Origin of the sequence: Curtobacterium sp. NPDC089185, from assembly GCF_040685235.1 — a bacterium.
GTDB classification, from domain to species: domain Bacteria; phylum Actinomycetota; class Actinomycetes; order Actinomycetales; family Microbacteriaceae; genus Curtobacterium; species Curtobacterium citri.
Window position 1 is genome coordinate 1 of record NZ_JBFBHK010000008.1, and the last position, 21,406, is coordinate 21,406.

Annotated in this window: 22 protein-coding genes; 14 read left to right on the forward strand and 8 right to left on the reverse strand. The window is 74.9% G+C overall.

Annotation, left to right across the window (positions count from 1 at the left end; translation table 11 throughout):
- Window positions 1–332: 332 nt before the first annotated feature.
- Both AB0N84_RS10095 and AB0N84_RS10100 read right to left on the reverse strand, forming a co-directional pair.
- Window positions 333–1,109, reverse strand: a complete 777-nt coding sequence (locus tag AB0N84_RS10095; RefSeq protein ID WP_083264011.1) for an endonuclease/exonuclease/phosphatase family protein — start codon at window positions 1,107–1,109, stop codon at window positions 333–335.
- A 151-nt stretch (window positions 1,110–1,260) separates the two neighbouring features.
- A complete protein-coding gene (locus AB0N84_RS10100) occupies window positions 1,261–2,673 on the reverse strand; it encodes an MFS transporter (protein ID WP_363545774.1) in 1,413 nt (470 codons plus the stop codon).
- A gap of 151 nt (window positions 2,674–2,824) precedes the next feature.
- Here AB0N84_RS10100 and AB0N84_RS10105 point away from each other — a divergent pair, with 151 nt between their 5' ends.
- From AB0N84_RS10105 to AB0N84_RS10125, 5 genes are all read left to right on the forward strand, one after another.
- The gene (locus AB0N84_RS10105; protein WP_363545776.1) at window positions 2,825–4,069 is read left to right on the forward strand and encodes an alanine racemase; all 1,245 of its coding nucleotides are present in this window, start codon (window positions 2,825–2,827) and stop codon (window positions 4,067–4,069) included.
- Window positions 4,069–4,929, forward strand: a complete 861-nt coding sequence (locus tag AB0N84_RS10110) for an IclR family transcriptional regulator (protein ID WP_363545779.1) — start codon at window positions 4,069–4,071, stop codon at window positions 4,927–4,929. Before AB0N84_RS10105 ends, AB0N84_RS10110 begins: the two co-directional genes overlap by 1 nt.
- Window positions 4,926–5,951: a sugar kinase gene (locus tag AB0N84_RS10115; protein ID WP_363545782.1), complete on the forward strand. Its 1,026-nt coding sequence runs from the start codon at window positions 4,926–4,928 to the stop codon at window positions 5,949–5,951. The genes AB0N84_RS10110 and AB0N84_RS10115 overlap by 4 nt, the downstream gene beginning before the upstream one ends.
- A 70-nt stretch (window positions 5,952–6,021) precedes the next feature.
- Window positions 6,022–6,690 (forward strand): bifunctional 4-hydroxy-2-oxoglutarate aldolase/2-dehydro-3-deoxy-phosphogluconate aldolase, encoded by a 669-nt coding sequence (locus tag AB0N84_RS10120; protein ID WP_363545785.1) that lies wholly within the window; start codon window positions 6,022–6,024, stop codon window positions 6,688–6,690.
- A complete protein-coding gene (locus tag AB0N84_RS10125) occupies window positions 6,687–8,285 on the forward strand; it encodes an amidohydrolase family protein (RefSeq protein WP_363545788.1) in 1,599 nt (532 codons plus the stop codon). Before AB0N84_RS10120 ends, AB0N84_RS10125 begins: the two co-directional genes overlap by 4 nt.
- A 25-nt stretch (window positions 8,286–8,310) precedes the next feature.
- Here the strand turns inward: AB0N84_RS10125 and AB0N84_RS10130 are convergent, their stop codons facing one another.
- Window positions 8,311–8,697 carry a RidA family protein gene (locus tag AB0N84_RS10130; protein WP_069713357.1) on the reverse strand — a complete coding sequence of 129 codons (387 nt, stop codon included), beginning with the start codon at window positions 8,695–8,697 and terminating at the stop codon, window positions 8,311–8,313.
- Window positions 8,698–8,905: 208 nt separating this feature from the next.
- Here AB0N84_RS10130 and AB0N84_RS10135 point away from each other — a divergent pair, with 208 nt between their 5' ends.
- Entirely contained in the window at window positions 8,906–10,159 is a 1,254-nt protein-coding gene (locus AB0N84_RS10135) for a hypothetical protein (protein ID WP_363545792.1), read from the forward strand.
- A 114-nt stretch (window positions 10,160–10,273) separates the two neighbouring features.
- Here AB0N84_RS10135 and AB0N84_RS10140 read toward each other — a convergent pair whose 3' ends face one another.
- The 3 genes from AB0N84_RS10140 to AB0N84_RS10150 all read right to left on the reverse strand — a co-directional run bounded on the left by AB0N84_RS10140 (window position 10,274) and on the right by AB0N84_RS10150 (window position 12,913).
- A complete protein-coding gene (locus AB0N84_RS10140; RefSeq protein ID WP_363545794.1) occupies window positions 10,274–10,765 on the reverse strand; it encodes a pyridoxamine 5'-phosphate oxidase family protein in 492 nt (163 codons plus the stop codon).
- A 241-nt stretch (window positions 10,766–11,006) separates the two neighbouring features.
- Window positions 11,007–11,633: a hypothetical protein gene (locus AB0N84_RS10145; RefSeq protein ID WP_069713360.1), complete on the reverse strand. Its 627-nt coding sequence runs from the start codon at window positions 11,631–11,633 to the stop codon at window positions 11,007–11,009.
- Window positions 11,634–11,803: 170 nt separating this feature from the next.
- The gene (locus AB0N84_RS10150) at window positions 11,804–12,913 is read right to left on the reverse strand and encodes an LLM class flavin-dependent oxidoreductase (RefSeq protein WP_363545798.1); all 1,110 of its coding nucleotides are present in this window, start codon (window positions 12,911–12,913) and stop codon (window positions 11,804–11,806) included.
- Between the two features lie 137 nt (window positions 12,914–13,050).
- Between AB0N84_RS10150 and AB0N84_RS10155 the strand changes: the two genes are divergently transcribed.
- A complete protein-coding gene (locus AB0N84_RS10155) occupies window positions 13,051–13,977 on the forward strand; it encodes an SDR family oxidoreductase (protein ID WP_363545801.1) in 927 nt (308 codons plus the stop codon).
- Window positions 13,978–14,025: 48 nt separating this feature from the next.
- On the opposite strand, the gene AB0N84_RS10160 is transcribed toward AB0N84_RS10155, so the two are convergent.
- Together AB0N84_RS10160 and AB0N84_RS10165 are read right to left on the reverse strand one after the other, a co-directional pair.
- Complete coding sequence (locus tag AB0N84_RS10160) at window positions 14,026–14,790, reverse strand: SGNH/GDSL hydrolase family protein (protein WP_363545803.1); 765 nt, start codon at window positions 14,788–14,790, stop codon at window positions 14,026–14,028.
- Between the two features lie 110 nt (window positions 14,791–14,900).
- Entirely contained in the window at window positions 14,901–15,689 is a 789-nt protein-coding gene (locus tag AB0N84_RS10165) for an NRDE family protein (RefSeq protein ID WP_363545806.1), read from the reverse strand.
- A 67-nt stretch (window positions 15,690–15,756) separates the two neighbouring features.
- On the opposite strand from AB0N84_RS10165, the gene AB0N84_RS10170 reads away from it, so the two are divergent.
- The 7 genes from AB0N84_RS10170 to AB0N84_RS10200 all read left to right on the forward strand — a co-directional run bounded on the left by AB0N84_RS10170 (window position 15,757) and on the right by AB0N84_RS10200 (window position 21,337).
- Window positions 15,757–17,061, forward strand: coding sequence for a bifunctional phosphopantothenoylcysteine decarboxylase/phosphopantothenate synthase (locus AB0N84_RS10170; RefSeq protein WP_363546063.1), 1,305 nt, complete (start codon window positions 15,757–15,759; stop codon window positions 17,059–17,061).
- A gap of 59 nt (window positions 17,062–17,120) precedes the next feature.
- Window positions 17,121–17,519: a hypothetical protein gene (locus AB0N84_RS10175; RefSeq protein WP_182045676.1), complete on the forward strand. Its 399-nt coding sequence runs from the start codon at window positions 17,121–17,123 to the stop codon at window positions 17,517–17,519.
- On the forward strand, window positions 17,516–18,301 hold the full coding sequence (locus tag AB0N84_RS10180; protein ID WP_289457260.1) for a DUF2071 domain-containing protein: 786 nt from the start codon (window positions 17,516–17,518) through the stop codon (window positions 18,299–18,301). The genes AB0N84_RS10175 and AB0N84_RS10180 overlap by 4 nt, the downstream gene beginning before the upstream one ends.
- Window positions 18,298–18,732 carry a DUF1810 domain-containing protein gene (locus AB0N84_RS10185; protein ID WP_182045674.1) on the forward strand — a complete coding sequence of 145 codons (435 nt, stop codon included), beginning with the start codon at window positions 18,298–18,300 and terminating at the stop codon, window positions 18,730–18,732. The genes AB0N84_RS10180 and AB0N84_RS10185 overlap by 4 nt, the downstream gene beginning before the upstream one ends.
- A gap of 134 nt (window positions 18,733–18,866) precedes the next feature.
- Complete coding sequence (locus tag AB0N84_RS10190) at window positions 18,867–19,517, forward strand: GntR family transcriptional regulator (RefSeq protein ID WP_069713367.1); 651 nt, start codon at window positions 18,867–18,869, stop codon at window positions 19,515–19,517.
- Window positions 19,518–19,683: 166 nt separating this feature from the next.
- Complete coding sequence (locus AB0N84_RS10195) at window positions 19,684–20,145, forward strand: MarR family transcriptional regulator (protein WP_182045673.1); 462 nt, start codon at window positions 19,684–19,686, stop codon at window positions 20,143–20,145.
- 274 nt (window positions 20,146–20,419) lie between these two features.
- Window positions 20,420–21,337, forward strand: coding sequence for a phospholipase (locus tag AB0N84_RS10200; protein ID WP_363545812.1), 918 nt, complete (start codon window positions 20,420–20,422; stop codon window positions 21,335–21,337).
- Window positions 21,338–21,406 lie beyond the last annotated feature (69 nt).

Below are 21,406 nucleotides of genomic sequence, written 5' to 3' on the forward strand. Positions count from 1 at the left end.
GAGGTCAGCCACGTCGAGCCGCAGGCCCGCCTCGCGCGACGCGATCGGGCGACGGACGGGAGGCGCGGTGCCGGCTGGCACCGCGCCTCCCGTCCGTCGTCGGTGCGGGTGCCGGCGTGCAGGCCGGTCGCCGGTTGCCGGTTGCCGGTTGCCGTCGGTCCGCGACTCGCCGGCCGTCGGTCGTCGAGGTTCCGCGACTCGCCGCTCGTCCATCGCTGAGGTCCCGTGAACGTCGACGAGGTGTCAGGAGATTCCAGAATTGCGGAACCTTGCAGGGACAGTCGAGCGTGTCGACGCCGGTCTGCCCGGCACCCGGCACCCGGCACCGGGACTCAGGCGGCCGGGGCCTCCGGGACGGCGACGGCGCCCGTCGCGCCCTCGTGCTCGTAGTGGGCCCGCACCAGGATCGGGCGGTGGTCGGAGATGCCCGCCGGGAGCGTCTCCACGCCGGCGATGTGCAGCCCGACGCTCGTCGCGAAGTCGAAGTGGCCCGTGAACTTGCGGTAGCGCAGGTACGTCGGCTGGTCGGAGAGCGACAGTGCGAAGCCGTGCTCCTCGATCTTGCGACGCAGGTTCGTCTGGAACCACGGGTAGTTGAAGTCGCCGACCATGATCGCCGGGGCCTCGGCCGACAGCTCGCGGACGAACTGGTGCGCCGCCTCGATCTGCTTGCGTCGGAGCGAGTTCGTCGCGGTCAGCGGTGAGGCGTGGAACGACGCGACGATGACCTCGGTGTCCGCCTGGGTGTCCCGGAGGCGCATCGCGATGAGCCGCTCGTGCGCGGGCGCGAGGACCCGGTCGTGCAGCGACTTCTGCAGCGAGTGGATGCTGAAGTCCTCGACCTCGAACCGGTCGTCGCGCTTGTAGATCGCGAGACCGAGGCGGTTCGCCTTGGTCGAGGCGGCGAGCGAGAGACCGGCGACGCTCGGCGCGAGGTCGTTGCTGTCGCACTCCTGCACGCAGATGACGTCGGCCTGGGAGGCCTCTGCCAGGGCGGCGAGCTCGCTGTTCGCGGTGTGCTCGCGGAGGTTGTAGCTGACGACGCGCAGCTCGGTGGGTTCCACGGCGGTGTCGTCCGCGATCGATCCCTGCTGCTGTGGCCCGGCCATGCTGCCTTCCGTCCTGGGTGTCTCGGTCACCCTGCCGCGGCAACCGTACTCGGCGGTCGCGGGCAGTTCCTGTGACGGTAGCGCACGGCGGGTTTCGTGCGTGTGACCACGGCACGAACGGTCGTCGCGCGGCTCGGCCGCGGGCGACCGGTCAGCCGGCGACGCGCCGCTTCCGGGCCGCCGGACGCACGGTCTCCCCCGCCGTCCGGCTCATCAGGACCCCCTCGACGCAGGCCACCACGAGCAGCACCACGATCACCCAGAACGCCACGTCGTACGGTCCGGAGCCGCCGAGGCCCGAGGCCGCCCGGATGGCCACGGCTGCGACGGCGACCCCGAACCCCGCCGCGACCTGCTGCAGCGTCGACGACAGCGTGTTCGCCGGGGTCATGTCCGCCTGCTCGACGTCGGCGAACGCGATCGTGTTGTACGCCGTGAAACCGACGGACCGTGCGGCGCCGCTCACGACGAGCAGCACGGCGAGGAGCCAGAACGGCGTGTCCTCGGTCAGGAACACCATCGCGACGACGCTGAGCGCCGCGACCGCGCTCGACACGACGATGACCGGCCGGTACCCGAACCACCGGAGGAACGGGGTCGTCATGGGCTTGATGCCGAGGTTGCCGACGAACACCCAGAGCACGGCGGAACCGGCGAGCACGGCGCTCCACCCCCAGGCGTCCTGGAAGAGCAGGGGCAGCACGAAGGGCACCGCGGACACCGCGAGGCGGAACAGGCTGCCGCCGGCGTGCGAGACCCGGAACGTCTCGAGCCGCAGGGACTCGAGCCCCATGATCGGGTGCGGCGCCCGGCGGAAGTGCCGGACGGCGGCCCAGCAGCACACCGCGCCGACGACCCCGGAGACGACGACCGCGACGAGCGGGATCGTGTCGAGGGCGAGCAGCGAGGCCATCACGACCAGGGACCCGAGGCCGAGGCACGCCAGGAGCGACCCGCGCCAGTCGAACGGCACCCGCTCGGGCGCACGCTCCTGCGGCACGAGCACGAGCGCGGCGACGAACGCGACGACGCCGAGTGGGATGTTGACGAGGAAGATCCAGTGCCAGCTGAGGGTGTCGACGAGCACCCCGCCGACGAACGGCGCGATGATCGGCGCGGCGAGCGCGGGCCAGGTGAGGATCGCGATCGCGGTGACGAGCTGCTCGCGCCCGGCGCCGCGGAGGACGACGAGCCGGCCGACCGGCACCATGAGCGCGCCGCCGAGCCCCTGGAGGACGCGCCAGAGCGTCAGCTCGACGAGCCCCGTCGACGCCGCGCAGAGGGCAGACGCCACGGTGAAGAGCGCGATCGCCCCGGCGAACACGGTGCGCGACCCGATGCGGTCGGTCAGCCATCCGCTGACGGGGATGAACACGGCCAGCGTGACGAGGTACGCGGTGATGGCGACGCCGATCGCCGCGGAGTCGACCCCCAGGTCGCGGCCCATCGCCGGGGCCGCGGTCGCGAGGATGGTGCCGTCGAGCAGCTCCATGAAGAAGGTGCCCGCGACGAGCACGGCCACCGCCGTGCTGCCCGGTCGTCGTGTCGTCGTCATCGTCGTCATCAGGTCGAATGCTATGCCCGCTCGGTTTCCGCCCGCACACGTGCCCTGACCCAGCCGCCGTTCTGCAGCGCACAATGACCGGGAGGACGACGTTGCCCGACCGGCCCCGCCACCGGGAGCGTTGCCCCACCGCGACCACGCAGGAGGACCGATGACGACCACCCCCGCGGACGACCGCCCCACCACGGCGACCCGCGTGCCCGGCACCGTCACGACGAAGGGTGCGCCCGACCCCGCCGCCCCCGCCGTCGGCCGTCACGTGCTCGACCACGCGCACCTGCCGGCGATGACCCTGCGCGACTCCGCGCTGGAGCACAACACGACCGTCGTGCAGGCCTACGCCGATCGGCACGGCCTGCTGCTCGCGCCGCACATGAAGACGCACATGGCCCCCGCCCTCGCCGACCGGCAGGTGCGTGCCGGCGCGTGGGGCGTCACCGTCGCGTCGGTGCAGCAGGCGATGGTCGCGTGGGCACACGGCACACACCACGTCCTCGTCGCCAACGAGGTCCTCGACCCGGCCGGCCTCGCGTGGCTCGCCTCCCGCCGCACCGAGGACCCGACCGCCGACGTCCTCTGCAACGTCGACTCGGTCGCCGGCGTCGAGGCCGCCGCCCGCGCCCAGCGCGACGTCGACGGCAACGTGCACGTCCTCGTCGAGGTCGGCTTCCCGGGCGGACGCACCGGCGTCCGCACCGCGGAGCAGGCACGCGCCGTCGCCCGGGCGGCCGTGGACGCCGGGCTGACGCTCCGCGGGGTGACCGGGTACGAGGGCGGGCTGCCCGACGTCGACACCGCGCGGGACTGGGTGACGGAGGTGCTCGCGGTCGCGGTGGAGCTCCGTCCGCTCGTCGCGGCGGACCGGTCGCTGTTCAGCATGGGCGGGAGCGCCTGGTTCGACGGCGTGGTCGACGCCGTCGCGGACCGGCCGGACGACGTCGACGTGCTCCTCCGCTCCGGTGCGTACCTCACCCACGACGACGGGTTCTACGCCGAACGCACCCCGTTCCGCCGTCGACCGGAGGAGGGCTCGCTCCGCCCCGCGATCGAGGTCTGGGGCCGGGTGACGTCGTGCCCCGAACCGGATCGGGCCCTCGTCGCCGTCGGCAAGCGCGACGTCTCCTTCGACGAGGGCCTGCCGGTGGTGCGCGGGATCCGGCCGGGAGGCACGGCACACGACCCGCAGGTCGTCCCGCCTCCGGGGGCGGTCACCGTCACCCGCCTCGACGACCAGCACTGCTACCTCACGCTGGCGGACACCGCGCCCGGGCTGACGCCCGGCGACGTCGTCGTGCTGGGGGTCTCGCACCCCTGCACGGTGTTCGACAAGTGGCGGCAGGTGCAGCTGCTCGCGGACGACGACACCGTCACCGACACGATCGCGACGTGGTTCTGATGGCGACCGACCACCGTGCGGGCACGACCCCTCCCGAGGAACCGCCGGCCCGGAACGCGGCACTGTCGCTGCGTCGCGGTCTCCGGGTGCTCGACCACGTCGCGGAGCGCACCCGGACCGGTGCCGTCTCGGTGTCGCTCGGCGAGCTCGCCGCGACGCTCGGCACGGCGAAGTCGACCGTGCTGCGACTGACCGCGCCGATGGTCGAGACCGACCTGCTCCGCCGCACCCCGGACGCCGGCTTCACGCTCGGTCTCGGTGCGCTCCTGCTCGGGCAGAGCTACCTCGAGGGCATCGACCTCCGCACCGCGGCCGCGCCGTTCCTCCGCCGGACCGCGGAGGCGACCGGGCTGACCTGCCACCTCGTGGTGCCGGACGGCACGGACATCGTCTACGTCGACAAGGTCGAGACCCGCGGCACGGTCCGCATGGGCTCCCGCGTCGGGAACCGACTGCCGATGCGCAACACGGCGTCCGGCAAGGCCATCGTGGCGTTCGGCGACCCGGACCTGCTCGGTGCGGTGCTGGCGGTCCCCGTCGAGGCGACGACCGAGCAGACGATCACCGACGACGACCGCTGGGTGCGGGAGGTCGACGGGACCCGCGCCCGCGGCTACGGCATCGACGACCGCGAGAACGAGCCGGGCATCCGGTGCGTCGCCGCCCCGGTGCTCGACCACGCGAACCAGGTGGTCGGCGCGATGAGCATCTCCGGTCTGGCCTCGCGGTTCCCGGCAGCGGCCGTCCGCGAGGCCGGCGACCGCGTCGTCCGGACCGCGCTCGAGATCTCGGTGGCGCTCGGGTCGTCGTCGGCGCGGCTCGCCCTCACCCGCACGGCAACGGTCGGAGCCGCCCGGTGACCCGCGACACCGCGGCCGGCGTGCTGACGCTCGGCGAGACGATGCTGCTGCTGTCCGGCACCGGCGTCGGCGAGGTCGGCGACCTCGACCACCTGCGCATCGGCACCGGCGGGGCGGAGAGCAACGTCGCGATCGGCATGGCACGTGCCGGGGTCCGGGCCACCTGGGTCGGGCGCGTCGGCGCCGACCCGGCCGGCGACCGGGTCGTGCGCGACGTGCGGGGCGCCGGTGTCGACGTGGTCGCCGTCGTCGACCCCGACCGCTCGACCGGGCTGATGATGAAGGAGCGGCTCGCCGACGGGCGGACGCGCGTGACCTACCACCGGCGCCACTCGGCCGGGTCCGCACTCACTCCCGGCGACGTCCCCGCCGGCATGGTCGAGCGGGCGGCCCTCGTGCACCTCAGCGGCATCACCGTCGCGCTCTCCGACAGCGCGCGGGAGACGGTGCGCTCGGTCCTGGACCGCGCCGAAGCCGCCGGGGTCCCGGTGTCCTTCGACGTGAACCACCGCCCGAAGCTGCTCGACGCGGCCACCGCACGCGAGCACTACCTCGCCGTGGCGCGACGTGCCGCCGTGGTCTTCGCCGGCGACGACGAGGCACACCTCCTCCTCGGCGCCGACCCGCAGGCGACGGACCCCGACCCCGCCACGGACGAGGACCTCGCCCGGCGGCTCGCCGCGCTGGCAGGCGGCCGAGCGGTCGTGAAGCTCGGCTCGCGCGGGGCGGTCGCGGCCGTCGACGGCCGTGTCACCCGACGGGCGGCGACGCCGGTGCGGGTGGTCGACCCGGTCGGGGCCGGCGACGCCTTCGTCGCGGCCTGGCTCGCGGCGATGCTCACCGGCGCGACGCCGGACGACGCGCTCGACCGGGCGGCCGACGCCGGAGCCCTCGCCTGCACGGTCGACGGCGACTGGCGGCCCCCCGACCACCCACCCACGCGGGACGGGCGCGGCGACGACGGGCGCGTCCACGAGTGGCCCGGCGTCGACCCGGGCGTGCACGACCGCGTCGACCGCTAGCCCGACGACGACCACCACAGACGCGATCGACCCGCACCCGCACCCGCACGAATCCCGAGGAGCGCGCACCATGACCGACACCCGTCCCACCACGCCGGCCGGCACGCCCGGGCCGGACCACCGCGCGCGGCACGCCGCCGGGCCCGCCGTCGCGGTCCTCCGAGGCGGCACCGGCGAACACGTCGAGGCGGTCATCGCGACCCTGCTCGAGGCCGGGGTGCGCGCGATCGAGCTCACGACCAACACCCCGGGGTGGCGCGAGGGAACCGCCTGGGCCGCGCAGCAGCACGGCGCCGCGGTCTCCGTCGGCGTCGGCACCGTGCTCGAGCCGGGTCAGGTCGACGAGGCCGCCGACCTCGGTGCGACGTTCGCCGTGAGCCCGCACCTCGACCCGGCGATCGGCGCCCGTGCCCACGAGCGGGGGCTCGGCTGGTACCCGGGCGCGGCGACGCCGACCGAGATCGTGCACGCCTGGCGGCTGGGCGCACGGGCGGTCAAGGTGTTCCCCGCGGCGCAGCTCGGCGGCCCGGCCTTCCTCCGCCAGATCCTCGCGCCGCTCGACTTCGTCGACGTCGTGCCGACCGGCGGGATCGGGGTCGACGACGCCGCCGACTACCTCGACGCCGGCGCGGTCGCCTTCGGCCTCGGCTCCCCGCTCGTCGGCGACGCCCTGACCACGGGCGACCTCGTCGCCCTCCGGTCGCGGGCGGAACGGCTCGTCGCCGGGCTGGCGCGGTGAGCCGCCCCGTCGTCCTCCGCGGCGGATCCGTCGTCGGCGCGGACGGACCGGTGCGCTCCGACGTGCTCGTGGACGGCGGGCGGATCGTCGCCGTCGGCCCCCGGCTCGCGGTCCCCGAGGACGCCGACCGGCTCGACTGCGGCGAGCGCCTCGTCCTGCCCGGCGGGGTCGACGCGCACTCCCACGCCGGGTCGCGGGTGTTCGACGCGGACGTGCAGGAGGCGCTGCTGCGGCAGGGCGTGACGACGATCGTCACCGGCCAGGACGGGGTCGGACCGGCACCGGGCGACGGTACGTGGGCGGACCGGTACTTCGCGGCGATCGACGGCCCGCACCCGCGCTACGCCGGCGGCGGGATCGACGGCCTCCTCGCGACGTACGACGGCACGACCCCGGTGAACGTGGCGACGCTCGTGCCGGCCGGCACCGTGCGGCACGAGGTCGTGGGCGACGAGGACCGCCCGGCAACGGCCGCCGAGACCACGGCGATGCGCGGACTCGTCCGCAGGGGGCTGGACGAGGGTGCGGTCGGGCTCGCCAGCGGGCTCGACTACGTGCCCGGGCTGTACGCCGACACCGAGGAGCTCGCGGCGCTCTGTGCCGAGGTCGCCGCCGTCGACGGGCTGTACGTCACCCACATGCGCGGCGGGTACGAGGCGAACGTGCGGGTCGGCCTCGACGAGGTCGCGGCCATCGCCCGGACGAGCGGTGTCCGCGCGCACGTCTCGCACCTGCACGCACCAGTCGACACGGCCCTCGGCGCGCTCGCGGACCTGGCGGCGGACGGCATCGGCCTGTCCTTCGACGCCTACCCGTACTCGCGCGGCTGCACGATCCTGTCGATGCTGCTGCTCCCGGCGGCGCTCGCCCGCCCCGGCACCGACGACCTCGCCCGCGCGGTCGCCGACGACGCCGGACGCGACCGGGTCCGGACGGCCGCACTCGAGCGGGTGCTCGGACGCGCGGACCTCGGTGCCGGCTGGGCCGAGCAGGTGACGCTGTCGCACGTCCCGTCGCCGGCGCACCACGCCCTGCAGGGTCGGACCCTCGCCGAGGCGGCCGCCGCGACCGGCAGCACCCCGGTCGACCTGGCGATCGACGTGCTGGTCGCCTCCGCGCTCCAGGTGACCGCCGTGATGCGTGTGCCGCACCCGCGCACCCCCGAGGACCTCGCGCCGCTGTTCCGGCACCCGGGGCACACGGCGGGCTCCGACGGCATCCACGTCGGCACCCACCCGCACCCGCGGGCTGCCGGGACCTTCGCGCGGTACCTCGGCGACTTCGTCCGCGCCGGACTGCTGTCGTGGCCGGAGGGACAGCGGCACCTCGCCACGACCGCGGTCGAGCGGTACCGGCTCGGCGACCGCGGCGTGGTGCGACCGGGTGCCGTCGCCGACCTCGCCGTGGTCGACCCGCAGCGGGTGGCGGCACGGTCGACGTACGAGGAACCGACGCGGACGGCGGTCGGCGTCGACGACGTCCTGGTCGCCGGCGTGCCGGTGCTCACCGACGGTGCCATGACCGGCGCGACCCCCGGCACCGGACTGCGGCGCTCCGGGTCGGGAGCGTCCGGCAGCGGCACCGGGGGTCGGTGAGGTTCCGTTCAGGAGGCGCAGCTCGTCAGGAGGCGCTGGGCAGCACCGCGACGACGTCGATCTCCACGAGGATGCCGGCCAGGTGCGACTGGACCGTCGTGCGGACCGGGTACGGCTGCGAGAAGTGCTTGGCGTACTCCTCGTTGAAGGCCGGGAAGTCCCGGTCCGAGTGCTCGAGGTGGACGGTCGACTTGACGACGTCGTCGAGGGTCGCGCCGTGCTCGGCGAGCACGGCCGCGACGTTCGCCAGCACCTGGGCGGTCTGACCGGCGACGTCGTCCGCCATCGCCCCCGTCGCCGGGTCCTGCGGTCCGAAGCCCGCCGTGTACAGGAAGCCGTTCGCGACGATGCCCTGGCTGTACGGGCCGGCGGGCTGCGGGGCGTTCTCGGTGGTGACGGCGGTCTTCGGCACGGGGGCTCCTCGCGGGTCGGTGACCGGTGGTCGGTCGACGGGACCTCCAGGCTAGGGGCGGGTGCGCGGCGGTGCCCGGCCACCCGCCGGAGCCGTTCCGGACTGCACAACGTGGGCGCGCCTCCCGGCCGGTGCGCCGGATTCCCGGGCAGGCTGGATACCGTCGTGGGGTGCCCACCGTCTGCCCTGTGCCCGTCGGAGCGGGCCGGTGAGCCGCACCGACGGTGCCGTCACCGGGTCGCTCGCGAACGGTCGTCGTCGTTTCGTGGACGTGGCGACGAGCCTGCCGGCCTGGGCGGCCGTGCTGCTCGTGTGGGGCGGCGGACGCATCGTCTCGACGCTCTGGCTCGCGCTCGCGTACCCGCTGATGGGCCGGGCGATGCCGGACAACGCCATCTGGGGCAACGCGCACGGGTTCGGCGCCTTCCTGACCGCGTGGGACGGGCAGTACTACGAGCAGATCTCGGTGCACGGGTACCCGACCTCGCTGCCGCTCGACGCCGGTGGCCACGTCGCGCAGAACGCGTGGGCGTTCCTGCCCGCGTTCCCGTTCACGATCCGGGCGCTGACCGCGTCGACGGGCGTGCCGTTCGAGGTCGGCGCACCGCTCGTCGCACTGGCGGCGGGGCTCGTCGCGACGTTCCTGCTGCACCGGCTGGTCAGTGACCGCGCCGGGCACGCGGCGGGCATGTGGGCGGTCTTCTTCTTCACGTGCGGTCCGCTCTCGTTCCTGCTCCAGGTCGGGTACGCGGAGAGCACGTTCCTCGCGCTGACGTTCGGTGCGCTCCTGGCCCTCGAGCGTCGGCGGTACGGCCTGCTGACGCTGCTCGGGGTCCTGGCGGCGTTCACCCGGCCCGGTGCGGTCGCCGTCCCGCTGCTGCTCGGGGTCGTCGCGCTCGTGCGGTGGGTGCGCGCCCGACGTGCGGCCGCGGGCACCGGCGTGCGGTCGCTCGACGCGTTCCCCGTCGCCGAGCGCGTCCGGGTCGTGGCCGCCGGTGTGGTGATGGCCGCCGCGGGTGTCGCGTGGCCGGTGATCGCGTCGCACGTGACCGGGCGGCCGGACGCCTACCTCGAGACCGAGATGTCGTGGTGGGTGAACTTCATCGGGCGGGTGGACTTCACGCCGATGACCCCGTGGTTCCTGCTCGCCGGCAGGTGGCTCGGCGTCGGCGGCATCCTCATCGTGGTGTTCCTGCTCGTGGCGTACCCGGTGTGGCTGCTCCGCCGGTCGACGCTCCGGCTGGGGTCGACGACGGTGCTGTACTCCGCCGCGTACGCGCTCTACATCTTCGCGGTGTCGCTGCCGATGGCCTCGACCCCGCGGCTGCTCATGCCGCTCGCGCCGCTGTTCGGCTCCCCTGAGCTCGTCGCGCGGCCCTGGATGCGCTGGACCTTCGTGAGCTGCGCGGTCCTCGGCCAGCCGGTGCTCGTCGCCGTGCTCTGGCTGCTCGGCCCGCCCTGACCCCGGCTGCGGGGTCTCCGGACACCGCGAGACGCCCCCGACACCTCGAGACGCCCCCGGTTCCGGGGGCGTCTCGTCGATGTGGGGACGCCTCGGGCGGACGGGGGCGTCCGGCTAGAGCTCGACGGTGCCGTGGCGACCGGTGTCGGGCTGGCTCTGCTTGCCGATCGCGGCCTTGAGCGTCTGCACGAGGCTCCCGACCGGGCCGGTGTCCTGGGTCCAGTACTCGACCGAGTCGCCCTCGACGGTGAGGAGTCGGATCGAGGGGTCCTGACGACCCTGGGGGAACCAGGCCTCGGCGAACGGCGACCACAGCTCGTCGATGACGGAGTCGTCCTGCGTCACCGTGGCGGTCCCGGCGATGGACAGGTACCCGCCCTGCGACTCGATGGCGACGTTCACGTGCGGGTTGCGGGCGATGTCCTCAACCTTCTCGCTGCCGTCCTGTACGAGGAAGCGGAGCGTCCCGTTGAACGCCTTGTCCTGCACGGCCAGGGGTCGTGCGTGCAGCTGACCGTCGTCGCTGACGGTCGTGAGCAGGGCGGTGCGGGCGCCGTGGACGATGTCCGAGATGGCTGCGCGCTGGTCTGCCTGCGTGTCGGTCATGATGCTCCTGTTCGTCGTGCGCCCCGTTGTGCTCGACGTCCGGCCGGGCACTGCCCGGGCGCGTTCCGTTCCGGCCAGTGTGCCCCTCGACGCTGGGACGTGCCCGGCGGGACCGGGCGTACCCGGCGGGACCGGGCGTACCCGGTCGATCAGGACGACCAGGGACGCCCGGATCAACCAGGCATCGCGGGTGTGATGGGAAGCATCGGGCGCGGGGCGCGGGGCATGCGCGCCCGACCCCTCAGGAGGCGGGTTCGCGGATCGTGGTCTCGACGTCGACGACCTGCGGCACCCTCGGCATCGACGCGAAGCCGAACGCCACGGGCGGGTCGAGCGGCGCCAGGGTCCCGAGCGGCTCCCCCGCCCAAGTCCCCGTGACCGCCGTCACGTCGTGCGCCCCGGTCACGCCGTAGTACTCGCGGCGCCCGCCTCCGGCCGTGCCGGCGGTCCCGGCACCGGGCGCGACGAGCCGTGCCACGGGGTCGATCGCGCGGAGCCACCGGGGGTCCCGGGCGACCGGCTTCGGGACGATGCGCAGGACCCGACCGAGCGGCGAGATCGCGCCGACGTCGATCGTGGCCCGCAGCGGTCCGGCGTCGAGCTCGATGCCGCGGGCGGTGCGGCGGGCGTCGACGTCGACGACGGACACGGTGTCGAACCGGTAGGTGCCGGACACGTACGCGGCGACGATCTCGTCCGGTGCGAGCAGGACGCTCGACCCGTCGGGCTGCTCCACGAAGACGTCCGTGAACGCACCGAACGGCGAACGCTCCCACATCCCGACGACGAACCGCACGCCCGACGTCGTCCCGACGCCCGTGATCCGACCACGGAACCGACGTTCGACGATGTTGGAGCGGGGCGACATGCCCTGGACCGTACCCGGCGCTCCCGTGAGCCGACGCGGCGGGGGCGAGCCGTGCCTCCCGGCCGCGTCACGACGGGACGACGACGCGCCACGACGGGCGACCGACGTTGCCGGACACACGAAGCGTGCCCGGAGCGCGCCGAACCGGCGCGCCCCCACACGCACCAGCTCTACGGCACCGGCACCGGCTCGGCGAGGAGCTCGCGCACCCGCGGGGCGACCCGCGTGCCGTAGAGCTCGATCGACCGCATCATGTCCTCGTGCGGCAAGCGACCGGTCGCGTACCGCATGTCGAAGCGCGAGACCCCGAGGATCCGCATGTTGCGCGCGATCTTCCGCGCCACCGTCTCCGGCGACCCGACGTACAGCGAACCGCCGGCGGAGAGCCCGGCCTGGTACTGGGCGGTGTCGAGGGGCGGCCATCCGCGCTCGCGTCCGAGCCGGTCGGTGACGGCCTTGTGGTACGGCCAGTAGCGCTCGGCGGCCTCCTCGTCGGTCTCGGCGACGAAGCCGGGCGAGTGCATGGCGATGGGCTGCTGCGGGAGCTCGAGCTGCGTGAGCGCCTGACGGTAGAGCCGCGAGAAGGGGGCGAACTGCGCCGGCTGCCCGCCGATGATGGCGAGGAAGAGCGGCAGTCCGTACGAGGCCGCGCGGATGACCGACTGGGGCGAGCCGCCGACGCCGATCCACGTCGGGATCGGACCGTGCTCGAGCTTCGGGTAGACGTCCTGGTCGGTGAGCGAGGCGCGCTTCGTGCCGGACCACGTGACGGCGTCCCCGCCGCGGAGCGCGTTCCAGAGCTGCAGCTTCTCCTCGAACAGGACCTCGTAGTCGGACAGGTCGTAGCCGAACAGCGGGAAGGACTCGGTGAAGGAGCCCCGGCCGAGGATCACCTCGGCGCGACCGTTCGAGAGCGCGTCGACCGTCGCGAACCGCTCGTAGACGCGGACCGGGTCGTCCGAGGACAGCACGGTGACCGCGGAACCCATCCGGATCGTCGACGTTCGGGCCGCGATGGCGGCGAGCACCACCTCGGGCGCGCTGACGACGAAGTCCTCCCGGTGGTGCTCGCCCACGCCGATGAAGTCGATGCCGACCTGGTCGGCGAGGACGGCCTGGTCGACGACGTCGCGGATGGCCTGCGCGTCGGACCGGAGGGAGCCGTCGGGGCGCTCGGTGACGTCGCCGAAGGTGTCGAGGCCGAGCTGCACCGGGCCGATCCGGTCGGGTGCGGGCGGCGGGACGTCCGAGGGGCGGCCGGTGCCGAATGCGTTGCTCATCGCGTCCTCCAAGTGAATGCGTACGCATGAAACTACCACGGCGCGCGACGGAGCACCAGGTACCCCACGGCACGCCACCAGGCAGCCCGGGCGTTCCACCAGGCACCCCACCAGGCCCACCGCGTACCGTGCCGCGCATGCCGAACATCCCCGACCAGACCGGCCGCCGCATCATCGTGACCGGAGCCAACAGCGGCACCGGCGAGGAGACCGCCAAGCGCCTGGCCGGTGCCGGCGCGAGCGTCGTCCTGGCGGTCCGGACCCCCGCGAAGGGCGATGCCGCGGTGGACCGCATCCGCCGCGAGCACCCGGACGCCGACGTCGAGGTGCGCGAGCTCGACCTCGCCGACCTCGGGTCGGTGCGCCGGTTCGCCGCCGGCGTCGAGGCGGACGACCGGCCGCTCGACGTGCTCGTGAACAACGCCGGCGTGATGGCCCCGCCGCAGCGCTTCGAGACCGCCGACGGCTTCGAGCTGCAGTTCGGCACGAACTTCCTCGGGCACCTCGCCCTGACGAACCTGCTGCTGCCGACGCTGCTGCGCCGGGGGCGGGACGGCACCGGTCCGGCGCCCCGGGTGGCGACGATGTCGAGCCTCGCCGCGATCCCCGGCAGCATCCGGTTCACCGACCCGCAGTGGGAGCGCGGCTACAACGGCTGGCGCGCCTACTCCCAGTCGAAGCTCGCCGACCTGCTCCTCGCGCTGCACCTGCACCGGCTGTCCGTCGAACGGGACTGGCCGCTCGTCAGCACGGCCGCGCACCCCGGGTACACGCGGACGAACCTGCAGTCGGCCGGCCGCTCGCTCGGCCGGTCCCGCCCCGTCCGGTCGAGCGACCGGGCCTTCCCGCTGACGCAGGCGGTCGAGCAGGGCGCGGAGCCGCTGCTCTACGCGGCGGTCGGTCCCGCGGCGGTGGGCGGCGCGTACTACGGGCCGTCCGGGTTCGGCGGCCTGACCGGGCCGACCACCACGGTGTCGGTGCCGCGCTCGGCCCGGAGCGCGGACCTCGCCCGCTCGCTGTGGGCGGTCGCCGAGGACCTCACGGACACGCGCGCGCCCGCCTGACGTCGGGGTCCCGGACGGGAGGCCCGCCTCGCCCCCGTCCCGGGACCGTCAGAACCGCAGGTGGTCGCGGGAGAAGGCGTCGATCACCCCTGCCTCGAGGGCGCGCTGGCCCCGCGCGGTCGGGTGCACGTCGTCGGACTGCATCCAGTCGGCGTGCCCGGAGAGGGGCTGCCCGATGTCGACGTACGTGCCGCCGTCCTTCCGCACCGCGCGGTGCAGCGCCGCCGAGATCGTCGCGAGCTGCGCCGGCGGCGCCTGCTCGTTCCACACCGCGCTGAGCCCGACGACCCGTGCCCGCGGCAGGTCGCGGTGCACGAGCGCCACGAGCTGGTCGGTGGCGCTCGTCACCTCGGCGTCGTCCTCGCCGAGGTCGTTCGAGCTCGCCTGCACGAACACGACCCGCGGACGCAGGTCCACCGCACGGCGGACGAGCCCCGGGTAGGCGCTCGCGCACTCGTCCGCGTCGCCCTCGGCGACCACGCCCGCACCGTCGCACGACAGGTTCGTCAGCTGCCACCGCTCCGTCCGCGCCAGGAGCGCCGGCCACGCCTGCTCCGGCGTGAGGCCGTGACCGCCGCTCACCGAGTCGCCGATGACCACGATCCGCTCACCGGGCGCGTGGTCCCAGGCGCGGTCGGTCGCGGTGGGGCTGGGCGCCGCCACCGAGGAGTCCTCGCTGCAGCCGACGAGCGCGAGCGCGGTCACGGCGGCGAGCGCCGCCGCGACGACGGCGCGGACCGGTCGCGGGCGGTTCGGTGCGCGGGTGGTGCGTGCCGCCAGGGGGTGGGCGGTCGACGGGGTGCTCGGGGTCACGTCCGGGACCGTACGCCGCGCGTGCCCGTCCCGGACGGCCCGCGCGCTGCTGCTCCTCACAGCATCGCCGGACGCGTCGGCGACACGAGCGCCCCCGGACCCGGGAGCGGTCAGGCGCGGTGCAGCTCCACCGATCCGTCGAACCGGCCCGGCCGCTCCAGGCGCGCGTGCTGCAGCACGGTCCGGTCGCGCCCGACGGCCGCCGCGACCACGGACAGCGTGGCGACGTGCCCGTCCGGCTCCACGGCGTCGCGGAGGATGGCGTCGGGATCGTCGGCGGGCAGTGCGGTGGACGCGGCGAGCACCCCGAACCAGCCGCTCCACCCGTCGCCCGGGTCGGTCCCCGCGTCCGCGGCGCGGAGCTCGTCGAACGGCCCGAGCACCGGCGGCCCGGCCGGCGCGGGCACGCCGCGGAAGGCGTCGAGCCACCGTCCGATACGCGGCGCGGCGGGGTCGTCGGGCGCCCCGTGGGTGACCATGTGGACGCCGGGGCCGAGCACCGTCGTCCGGACCTCGGTGCCGTCCCAGGTGTCCACCGCGGCACCCTCGGCGGTGGCACGGACCAGGTTGAACGCCCGCGTGGTCGGCAGCTGCCCGTCGGCACCCGGCACGGTGCCGGTCACCGCGTCGAGCGGGAGCACGCCGCGGGTCGTCCAGGTGCCGTCGTCCGTCGGCACCGGCTCGGCACGGTTGAGCACGACCGCGAGGCCGGCGGCGTCGGACGCGGCGAGCCAGGCGCCGCCCGCCGACCGGTCCCGCACGCCGCGGACGGTCGGGTCGACCTCGGGCCACCAGGCCGCCGGCGGGTCCCAGGGGCGCTCCGGGGACTCGTCGCGGAGCGCGAGCACGGTGACGGGCCACTCGGCCGCTGGGTCGACGCGGACGACGACGGTGCACATGCGTTCGATCCTCGCACGCGCGAGTCCGGGTAGCGTGACCGCCGTGGATGCTGCAGCAGGTCGCCGTCTGTCCGTCGTCGTCGGGATCACCGGTGGCATCGCCGCCTACAAGGCCGTCGGGGTCGTCCGCGACCTCGTCAAGCGCGGCCACGACGTCCACGTCGTCCCGACCGAGGGCGCCCTGCGCTTCGTCGGCCTGCCCACGCTCGAGGCGCTCAGCCGGAATCCGGTGACGACGAGCGTCTGGGACGACGTCGCCGAGGTGCGCCACGTCGCCCTCGGACGCCGGGCGGACCTGGTCGTCGTGGCCCCCGCGACCGCCGACTCCCTGGCGCGCATGGCCGGCGGGCTGGCCGGGGACCTGCTCGGCACGACGCTGCTCGCGACCGAGGCCCCGGTCGTCGTGGCCCCCGCGATGCACCCGCAGATGTGGGAGCACCCCGCGACCCGCGCGAACGTCCGGACCCTGCAGGACCGCGGCGTCCGCTTCGTCGGTCCCGTCGTCGGCGCACTGACCGGGGACGACGCGGGCATCGGCCGCATGGCCGAGCCGGAGGACATCGTGACCGCCGCGCTGGCGGTGCTCGACGGGCCGGTGGAGGCGAGCCGAGCGAAGGCGGGCCGAGCGGAGGCGAGCCGAGCGGACGGGGGCGGGGCGCGCCTCCCGGCCGGTTCCGGGACCACCGCGCGGGGCGACCAGGGCGACCTGGCGGGCGTCCGTGTCGTCGTGAGCGCCGGTGGCACGCGCGAGCCGTTCGACCCGGTCCGCTTCGTCGGGAACCGCTCGAGCGGTCGCCAGGGCGTCGCGATCGCCGCGGACGCCGTCCGCCGCGGCGCCACCGTGACGCTCGTCGCCGCGAACGTCGACGCCGGGCTGACCGCCGGGCTCGGCGCGACCGTCGTGCCGGTCGGGTCCACGGAGGAGCTCGCGGCCGCCGTGCACGGTGCGGCCGCCGACGCCGACGTCGTGGTGATGACCGCCGCGGTCGCCGACTACCGTCCCGCCGAGGTCCGTGCCGAGAAGATGAAGAAGGACGACCAGGGCGACACCATGACGCTCGAGCTCGTCCGGAACCCCGACGTGCTGGCCGACCTCGTCGCCGCCCGGCGCACCGGGCAGGTCATCGTCGGCTTCGCGGCCGAGACCGAGCCCGACCGCGACGCCCGGATCGCGCTCGGCCGCGCCAAGATCGCCCGGAAGCCGGCAGACCTGCTCGTGGTGAACCACGTCGGGTGGGACGCCGGGTTCGAACGCGAGGAGAACGCGATCGAGGTCCTGGTGCCCGGCGGCGACGTCGTGCGGGAGACCTCGGGCAGCAAGGCCGACGTCGCCACCGCGGTGCTCGACCTCGTCGCCACCGCGCTGACCTGACCCGACCCGACCCGAGCGGACCTGACACTCGTCCGGGTCGCGGCGGGCACGATGGGACCATGCGACGACGCGAGCGCACCCGACGCGCCACCCGGACGGCCACCATGCTCGCCGTGCTCCTCGGTGGAGCCGGTGTCACCCACTTCCTGCGGCCGCGCGGCTACGACCGCATCGTCCCCGCGGGCCTGCCGCCCCGCATCACCACGCTCGCGTCCGGCGTGGCCGAGCTCGCCGTCGCGGCGGGCCTGGCGGTCCCCGCCACCCGGCGGGCGTCCGGGTGGGCCGCTGCGGCGCTGTTCCTCGCGGTGTTCCCGGCCAACGTGACGATGGCGCGCGACCTGCTCGACAGTCCGCGGTCCACCCGCGCGGCGCGGCTCGTCGCGGTGCTGCGCCTCCCCCTGCAGGCACCGCTGGTCGGCTGGGCCGTCCGCGTCGGGCGACACGCGGCCCGGCGGTGACCGCCACGTCGCGAGCGGCCGCCCCACTGCGCCACCGCCCCGTCGCCGAGCACGCGTGGGAGGACATCGTCCTCGCTCACTGGCGTCGCGACCCGGCCTCGCTCGAGCACCTCGTCCCGCGGGGCACCCGACCCGACGTCGTGGACGGCAGCGCCTGGGTCGGGTTGACCGCCTACGTCTTCCGGCAGACGGCGGTCCCGCCGTTCCCGCCCTCCCGCCGGCTCGGGTCGATGCGGGAGGTCACGCTCGAGATCCCGACGGTCGACCGACGTGGACGCCGCGGGATCACGTACCGGACCGTCGACACGGGCCACGTCCCGGCGATCGTCGCCGCGAACACGATGCTCGGGGTGCCCTACACGTACGCCCACGTGCGGTCGCGACGTCAGGGCGACACGCTCGACCACCGGTCCGTGCGGCACCCCGCCCGTGCCGCCCACCCCGTCCGGTGGCTGCGTGACGTCCGGCACACCCGTCGGCCCACGGCACCGCGGCCCCGGCACGACGTCGTCCTGCGCGTCACCGCGGGTGGGGTCGTGGACACCCCGCTCGCAGCCGACCTGACCACCCGCGCCGGCATCCACGCCCGGCTCTTCTCGCGGACCGTGTTCTGGCAGCGGCAGCACGCGCCGCTCACGATCCGGTCGGCACGGCTCGAGCGGCTCACGGGCGACCTGCCCGACGCCGTCGGCCTGCCGGGGCTGTTCGACCGCGAGCCCGATTCGCTGCTCGTGGTCGACGGCACCACCGTCCGCTACGCGTGGGGGGACGTGGTCCGGTGAGCGACGACGAGCACGACCTCGACCGCTTCGTCCGTGCGCAGGACGGCGTGCACGACCGGGCGCTGGCGGAGCTGCGCGCCGGTCGCAAGCAGTCGCACTGGATGTGGTTCGTCTTCCCGCAGCTCGCAGGGCTCGGCAGGAGCACGACGGCCCAGTACTACGCGATCGACGGACCGTCCGAGGCGCGGGCGTACCTGGCGCACCCCGTGCTCGGACCGCGGCTCGTCGAGGCGGCGAGGGTGGCGGCCGCTGCTCCGGCGTCCGGAGCGGACGCCCTGTTCGGCGGCATCGACGCCATGAAGGCGCGGTCCTCCATGACGCTCTTCGCCCGGACCGCCGACGACCCGGCTCCGTTCCGTGCCGTGCTCGACCGCTGGTTCCACGGCAGCGAGGACCCGCTGACCGTGCGGCTGCTCGAGGGCGACGCCTGACCGGCGGAGCGCCCGCGCGCACACACCCCGGCGGCAGCACCGTCCACCGTCCCCGCAGCGGTACGGTGATCCCGCGCCCGCACCGCCCGGTCGGGCGCCGCCGACGTCCGTCCACCGACCACGAGGACACCCGCATGCCGGTCCCCAGCAGCGCCCCCACCGAGCACCAGCTGCTCCGCGACACCGTCCGCCACAAGATCCACGCCGCGATCATGGACGGCACGCTGGAACCGGGCGAGCGCCTGAACGACGACGAACTGATCGCCTGGCTCGGCGTCTCCCGCACCCCGATCCGCGAGGCCCTGAGCCAGCTCGCCCGCGCCGGGCTCATCGAGATGGCCCCGAACCGGTACACCCGGGTGACGACGCCGGACCCCGCGCAGGTCGTCGAGGCGATGCAGACGCTCGGCGTGCTCTTCGGGGGCGTGGTCCGGCTCGCGGTGCCGCTCCTGACCGCGGCGACCCGGAAGAAGATCCTCGCGCAGCTCGACCGCACGATCGCCGAGCTCGAGGCCCACGACGTCCCGGCGGTGAACCGCGACGCCCTCGCCGTCTTCGGCCTGTACGTCGACGCCTGCGACAACGCGGACCTCCAGCGCGTCTGCCGGGACACCTCGGACGGCCTCGCCTTCCGCCTCCGCCTCCCGAACCTCGACGAGCTCGTCGACTGGGACCGGATGACGGCGGACTTCCGGCGGCTCCGTGCTGCCACCGAGGCGGGCGACAACGTCGCGGCCGAGCTCGCCACGGAGGCGATCCACCTGCTCCCCGGCGAGAAGCGCTGACACGACCTGTACCGTCGTACAGGAACACCGTCCGGACGCCACCGGGAGCGGTCCTCAGCGGCCGGTCGTCACGCTCGGGCACGGCCCGTCCGGGACCGGTAGCATCGGCCGGACCCGCCTCGGGCCCCGCACGGCCCGACCCAGCCTCGACCACCCGGAGCACCGCATGAGCCACCGCCAGCCGGACCGCGCCGAGATCGCCGCACGCCTGGCCGCCGCGGTCGGCCGCATCAACCGGCGCGCCCGGACCGACTCGGCCTCGCTCGGGTGGGGCCTGGTGTCCGCGCTCGCGACGATCCAGACCGAGGGACCCCTGCGTCCCGGCGATCTGTCGCGGATCGAGGTCGTCACCAAGCCGACGATGACCCGCATCCTGACGGAGCTCGAGCAGCGCGGGTTCATCGCCCGGGAGGCCGACCCCCGCGACGGCCGCGCCTTCATGGTGTCGGCCACGGTGGAGGGCATCGCCGCCGTCGACCGAGCCCGTGCCGACCGCACCGGGATCGTCGCCGAACTCATCGCGGACCTGCCGCGCGAGGACGTCGAGGCGATCGCAGCGGCCCTCGGTGCACTCGAGCGCATCGGGCAGGGCGAGCGCGCCCAGGAGATTCCCACCTCCGCTCGCTGACGAGGCCGTTACCGAACCGTTACCAAGGGGCCGTCGGGCCGTCCTGCCAGCACTCCTGGACCCGATGCCCAGGCTGCCGCGTCATCGTGTCGGCTTCGCCCGAGCAGGCGGCCCCGCGCCGCCCGAGCGGCGGACGGACGGGCCCCACACCACCGTCCGGTCCTCCCCGGCTCGCGACTCCCCCCACGACGCACCGTGCACGCCCACCCCACCCGCGTGCCCGGCACCGCCGTGGACCGGGAGGCGCGCCCCAGCCGGCCGACCACCGGAACCGATGACCCAGAACACCGCAGAACCCCAGCGCACCCCCGAGCCAGGCAGCACCCCCGAACCCAGCGCGACCACCCCGACCACGCGTCGGCAGGCGCTCGACACCCCGGACCGCCGTCGCCGTCGCGCACTGCGCCGCCGCGCCCCCCTGCTCGTCGGGGGCGCCGCCGCCGTGGCACTCGTCGGCGGCATCGCGACCGTCGGCACGCAGCCCGCGATCGGCGAGGCGCTCGGCGTCCCGAGCGCGAGCGGCGCCGCCACCAGCAGCGCCCCGGCCCTGCACGGCGCGTCCCTCGACCGGGCCCAGGCGGCCGCGACCATCGTCACCGCGCGGACCGTGCTGGCCGATGCGAACGAGAAGACCGACACCACGACCCTCGAACGCCGGGTGCGTGCGCTGTCGGACTACCGCGAACTGTCCGGCGGCGCGATCACCGCGCGCATCGCGTCGACCGTCGACGCGACCACCGAGGTCGCCGACGCGAGTGCTTCGCAGGACAAGGCCGACGCGGACGCCGCAGCAGCAGCGGCGGCCCGGGCGAAGGCCGAGGCCGAGGCGGCGGCCGCCGCCGAACGCGCCGCCGAGGCCGCGCGGGCACAGGCCGCGGCCAACACCGTCGCCGGCGCCAAGGCGACCGCGTCGTCGATGGCCGCGTCGCAGTACGGCTGGGGAGCGGCCCAGTTCCAGTGCCTCGACAGTCTCTGGACCAAGGAGTCCGGATGGGACTACCGGGCCGTGAACCCGAACGGCGGCGCCACGGGCATCCCCCAGGCACTGCCCGGGTCGAAGATGGCCACGGTCGCCGCCGACTGGCAGACGAACGCCACGACGCAGGTCACCTGGGGGCTGCGGTACATCAGCGCCGCCTACGGCACCCCGTGTACGGCGTGGGCGCACTCGCAGGCGAACAACTTCTACTGAGCCGACGCGTGCCGGTCCTCACCGGTCGCCGGACGGGAGGCGCGGGGCCGTCCGGCACCGCGCCTCCCG

Bases quoted from the DNA above. Each gene is read 5' to 3' on its own strand.
- AB0N84_RS10145 (WP_069713360.1), bottom strand. From the start codon at position 11,633: ATGTCGCCCCGCTCCAACATCGTCGAACGTCGGTTCCGTGGTCGGATC.
- AB0N84_RS10110 (WP_363545779.1), top strand. From the start codon at position 4,069: ATGGCGACCGACCACCGTGCGGGCACGACCCCTCCCGAGGAACCGCCG.
- AB0N84_RS10200 (WP_363545812.1), top strand. From the start codon at position 20,420: ATGACCCAGAACACCGCAGAACCCCAGCGCACCCCCGAGCCAGGCAGC.
- AB0N84_RS10140 (WP_363545794.1), bottom strand. From the start codon at position 10,765: ATGACCGACACGCAGGCAGACCAGCGCGCAGCCATCTCGGACATCGTC.
- AB0N84_RS10190 (WP_069713367.1), top strand. From the start codon at position 18,867: ATGCCGGTCCCCAGCAGCGCCCCCACCGAGCACCAGCTGCTCCGCGAC.
- AB0N84_RS10105 (WP_363545776.1), top strand. From the start codon at position 2,825: ATGACGACCACCCCCGCGGACGACCGCCCCACCACGGCGACCCGCGTG.
- AB0N84_RS10120 (WP_363545785.1), top strand. From the start codon at position 6,022: ATGACCGACACCCGTCCCACCACGCCGGCCGGCACGCCCGGGCCGGAC.
- AB0N84_RS10150 (WP_363545798.1), bottom strand. From the start codon at position 12,913: ATGAGCAACGCATTCGGCACCGGCCGCCCCTCGGACGTCCCGCCGCCC.
- AB0N84_RS10165 (WP_363545806.1), bottom strand. From the start codon at position 15,689: ATGTGCACCGTCGTCGTCCGCGTCGACCCAGCGGCCGAGTGGCCCGTC.
- AB0N84_RS10155 (WP_363545801.1), top strand. From the start codon at position 13,051: ATGCCGAACATCCCCGACCAGACCGGCCGCCGCATCATCGTGACCGGA.
- AB0N84_RS10095 (WP_083264011.1), bottom strand. From the start codon at position 1,109: ATGGCCGGGCCACAGCAGCAGGGATCGATCGCGGACGACACCGCCGTG.
- AB0N84_RS10195 (WP_182045673.1), top strand. From the start codon at position 19,684: ATGAGCCACCGCCAGCCGGACCGCGCCGAGATCGCCGCACGCCTGGCC.
- AB0N84_RS10100 (WP_363545774.1), bottom strand. From the start codon at position 2,673: ATGACGACGATGACGACGACACGACGACCGGGCAGCACGGCGGTGGCC.
- AB0N84_RS10175 (WP_182045676.1), top strand. From the start codon at position 17,121: ATGCGACGACGCGAGCGCACCCGACGCGCCACCCGGACGGCCACCATG.